Consider the following 3,980-nt stretch of genomic DNA (forward strand, 5'->3'; position numbering starts at 1 on the left):
AAACTTTCATCATTCCGAATGATATGATCGTAGAATCGACTTTGCCATGCAAAATCGGCATGAATTTTTCTGGCATTTATCGTACATATACGTTTGTATTGATTTATAATAACACCCAATGATGAGGGTTTCCATGCATTTGATGCCATCATCTGGTTTATTGATTGTGATGATGCCATGCACGTGATTGGGCATGATTACAAATTCATATCCTCACTCATAAAACTTATCCATCGCCCATTTTAAAGGATTGCTTTTGATATAATCTCTGATTCTCTCCAAGCTTTCATCATTCCGAATGATATGATCGTAGAATCGACTTTGCCATGCAAAATCGGCATGAATCTTTCTGGCATTTATCGTACATATTCGTTTGTATTGATTTATAATAACACCCAATGATCCGGGTTTCCATGCATTTGATGCCATCCTTGTGGTAGAGACGTCCAATGTGGAGACGCCCAAATTGGACGTCTCTACCTTACGGTCATTATTATTTTTGCCATCATCAGGTTTATTGATTGTAATGATTCCATGCACGTGATTGGGCATCACAACGAATGAATCCAATTCGACAAATGGGAAATGTTTGGGAATCTCGTTCCAATAGGTCTTGGCTAATTCTCCCACTGCAGATAAAATCATTTCCCCATTTACAATATCACCAAAATACAATTCACGATTCGCCGTACAAATGGTAACAAAATACAGTCCACTGCTGGCGTAATCCCAATTTTTCAATCGAGCAGATTCTATTCTATATCGACCTTTATACTTTTCTGACATGATAATTAAATGGGCTTCATGATTCCCTTGTTTCGGGATTAATTAAACCTATGCGTTTTTTACCTTTGCAGGCTACGCTCGCATCAGCATTACATGCTCGGACTAGCGAGGATTCATCTTTATTCTCCTTACGCTGCCGCACGATTTTATCGTGTGGCTCATTATGTTTTATTTCTAACCAGCTTGTACTCTAACTGGTTATAAATCCAAAAGAACTAAACAGTATTAGCAAAAATTTATTAGACTGTACTCTTAGCATTTAAGCTATGAAACCTATTATCCTTTTTACTTACCACACGATAAAATCGTGCGGTAGCGGGGGTAAATGAGCATAAGCCCTGAAGCGTAATTGAGAGCCTCACAAAAAAAGTGAGACTCTCAATACGGCGCATCTCGACGCCCAACAAGTTGCACATAAAAAAAGCTGTGGCTCTCGCACCACAGCTTAGTTCTCTCTAATTAAAATTCAAGCATCAATCGAGTTGAAACTTATTGCTTTACTAATCCAGGGATTTTCCAATTAGAACTTAAAACATCACCCCCTGGAAGGTATGCCCTTAATACCATTAAAAACTCTTTATTCTTTGGCGATTGCAGCCAATTAATGGCTGCACCAGAAGGTTTTTCTGCTTGTATATGAATAACTAGCCTTCCTCCTGGTTCTAATTTATAAGAATTTCGACTTGAGAAACAATAGCTTTTTGATTTTGCGACCAACTTATTATCTGATCCATACAATGTCAAAGACCAAAAAGCATTTACATCAGGTATTTCTTCTTCCCTAAAAGTCATGGTGTATCTATTTGCCCCATTAAGTTGTTTGTTGTCAGAATCTACCGTTGTATTTGGATATATAGCTTCCTCTGGGTCATTCGAAATCATCCCTTCAGCGCATTGAATAGCTCCTCTAAGTTCAAATTTTTGAAAATAACCAGCACTTCCCATTTCACGTGGAGGAAAACTCCAACCATTTTTTTTAGAGCAACCCACCCCTTCTTTACCCATTTCTTTTATTAATCGCTTACCTTCCAAAGCTGCTCTTATCAATCCTTTTTTCGTGGACTCATCCAAATCTTCAATCATAATTCCAGGACCAATTCCAATCTGTTCGAATTGCTTGAAAAATTCTTTATTTTGTACCAAACAAGGATTATCAATCATAAATCTATTGATGGTTTTCCATTCTTCCAAGGAGCCCTCTTTTCTTAATTCATAAGGTTTAAATGTATTTCCATCTATAGGATTTGGGTCTTCATTATTAACCCATTGACTTAAAGGGGTGAGTATATATTTTTTTTGAATATCGTGCACCGTTTTAACATCACCGTCTCTTACTTCTGTTCTAACAAGTCCAAAAGCATATTTTGTTGGTGAAGTCACGGGCAAATTCATCAATCTTGTACCATTAGATTTTTCTGGGTATCTTATTATATCACAGGATCTCAAACCCTTAGGTAATTTACCATCCCAATTGGGGCCGGCAATTAAAAAATGGCCTTCTTGTTTCCCTGTCGTTCTTTGCCCTATATACCCAAAATTATCAGAGGTCATAGAGGCAATCTCAAATGAAAAATATCTATCTATAATAGCAGGATGACTAAATACGATAGGCTCTTTATCTAAATTTAAAAAGCATAAAGAGTACAAGGTGTCGGTATTGGGTGTACCTTCTGCATTAGAAGCTGGAGTAATTAAATCTTTATAATGATAAAATTGGTTATATGGCATATCAGGACCGTTATACTCATATGTTTTGTTTCTCGAAAGCCATCTGTATCGAAGTTGAGCAAAATAAAGCCACGAGTAGGCACATATATAAGCCTGGGTTCCCAGAGTATATGCATATTCTTCCTGCCAACTAATCGTTGAATCATCTGTATCAGATGCATCTATCAATTTATCTTTAGTGCTTGAATTGTTGTTGTTGTTGTTACTGCTATTTATAACTTTTTCTAATTCCATCAAATTTGTCTTATCCATATCGTTTATTTTAATAATGATATTCAAATTTCAAATCGAGCTTTAAGGCCCATGATATTTCTCTTTTGTCACCTACGGGATTTTCATTTATTTATCCCATCATTCACAATAGGCGATGTATATTCCCTTCTTTTGATATTTTATTATTTACACTTATTTTTTTTCACTTTCGAGCAGGCACTATTGCAAGCCTGCTGCTTTTTCTATCTTGCCGGCTGATGCAGCTTCCATGGTGCTAATTCCATCGAAAGTTGATATAAATTTTGATTCTACTTTTTCCCATCTGGCCAAAGCCTCAGGGTATCCTAGCTCTAAATAAAAACGGTTTTCTTTAGAAATACCAGCCCCACCGCCATTATCTGATTCTTTATTATAACTATCTACATAAGCCTTAGCATTTTTCAAATCTCCAAGACGGTTTTCAGCAAGCCATGTAACGATATCTCCCATTGGTTTAATCTCCGGAATATTCTCATCAATGCTAAAAACAGTATTACTTGATTGATGCAACATGACATAAAAACCATAATCTGCTCCCCAAGGATTAGATCCAATCACGATATAGTCTTTCATTAATGTACTTGGACAATTATTTTTTCTAAAAATATCAGGCCACCAATCTGGATCATCCATTATGGTATTCATACTTGATTTATCAAACCTCACCCATGTATCTATAGTATAAAGGGTGGCTTCGGCACAAAAATCAAGATTATATCCCGCCGGAATATCAAATGCACTGTAAATGCTAATTAATTCTCTAAGTCTGGGTTGAAGTATGACATCTTCCCGTATCTGGAAATCTTGAATTTGTTTTGCACTTGCCCCCGGCACCAACATAAATGAAAATGGAGACCAAAATGAGACTAGCTCATCCCATGCTTGTTTAGGTGTCATTAATTTTTTATTCATCATCAAAAATTTGAACATTAAAAAAAAGGGAATCTCTTTATATAAAATCGCTACACATTACCTTAACCAGTATGTATATCTAGTTATCACATCCACTTTACCAATCAGCTAACAAAACTCTTAATCAGACATATAAATGCACAACATATTTAAACTCTATTAAATTTATGAAAATTAGGAAGCAAACAATAAAATAGAGTAAGGCAAAGTAGCTAACATACATAAAATAGAATAAGTCCATATAATTATGAACAGCCCTTGCCCCAAAAGGGAAACTTTTCCTAAGCTGTCCTTTAAGCCCC

General features: G+C 35.9%; 3 protein-coding genes. All 3 read right to left on the minus strand.

Annotation, left to right across the window (positions count from 1 at the left end):
• Nucleotides 1-213: 213 nt before the first annotated feature.
• The 3 genes from ABY905_RS14740 to ABY905_RS14750 all read right to left on the minus strand — a co-directional run bounded on the left by ABY905_RS14740 (nt 214) and on the right by ABY905_RS14750 (nt 3,678).
• Complete coding sequence (locus tag ABY905_RS14740; RefSeq protein WP_372645217.1) at nt 214-786, minus strand: transposase; 573 nt, start codon at nt 784-786, stop codon at nt 214-216.
• 489 nt (nt 787-1,275) lie between these two features.
• Nucleotides 1,276-2,766 (minus strand): DUF1254 domain-containing protein, encoded by a 1,491-nt coding sequence (locus ABY905_RS14745; protein WP_372645219.1) that lies wholly within the window; start codon nt 2,764-2,766, stop codon nt 1,276-1,278.
• Between the two features lie 180 nt (nt 2,767-2,946).
• A complete protein-coding gene (locus ABY905_RS14750) occupies nt 2,947-3,678 on the minus strand; it encodes a hypothetical protein (RefSeq protein WP_372645221.1) in 732 nt (243 codons plus the stop codon).
• Nucleotides 3,679-3,980: the final 302 nt, after the last annotated feature.

It is taken from the genome of Ancylomarina sp. (genome assembly GCF_041555295.1).
In the GTDB taxonomy this organism is placed as follows: Bacteria; Bacteroidota; Bacteroidia; order Bacteroidales; family Marinifilaceae; genus Ancylomarina.

Bases quoted from the DNA above. Each gene is read 5' to 3' on its own strand.
- ABY905_RS14740 (WP_372645217.1), bottom strand. From the start codon at position 786: ATGTCAGAAAAGTATAAAGGTCGATATAGAATAGAATCTGCTCGATTG.
- ABY905_RS14745 (WP_372645219.1), bottom strand. From the start codon at position 2,766: ATGGATAAGACAAATTTGATGGAATTAGAAAAAGTTATAAATAGCAGT.
- ABY905_RS14750 (WP_372645221.1), bottom strand. From the start codon at position 3,678: ATGAATAAAAAATTAATGACACCTAAACAAGCATGGGATGAGCTAGTC.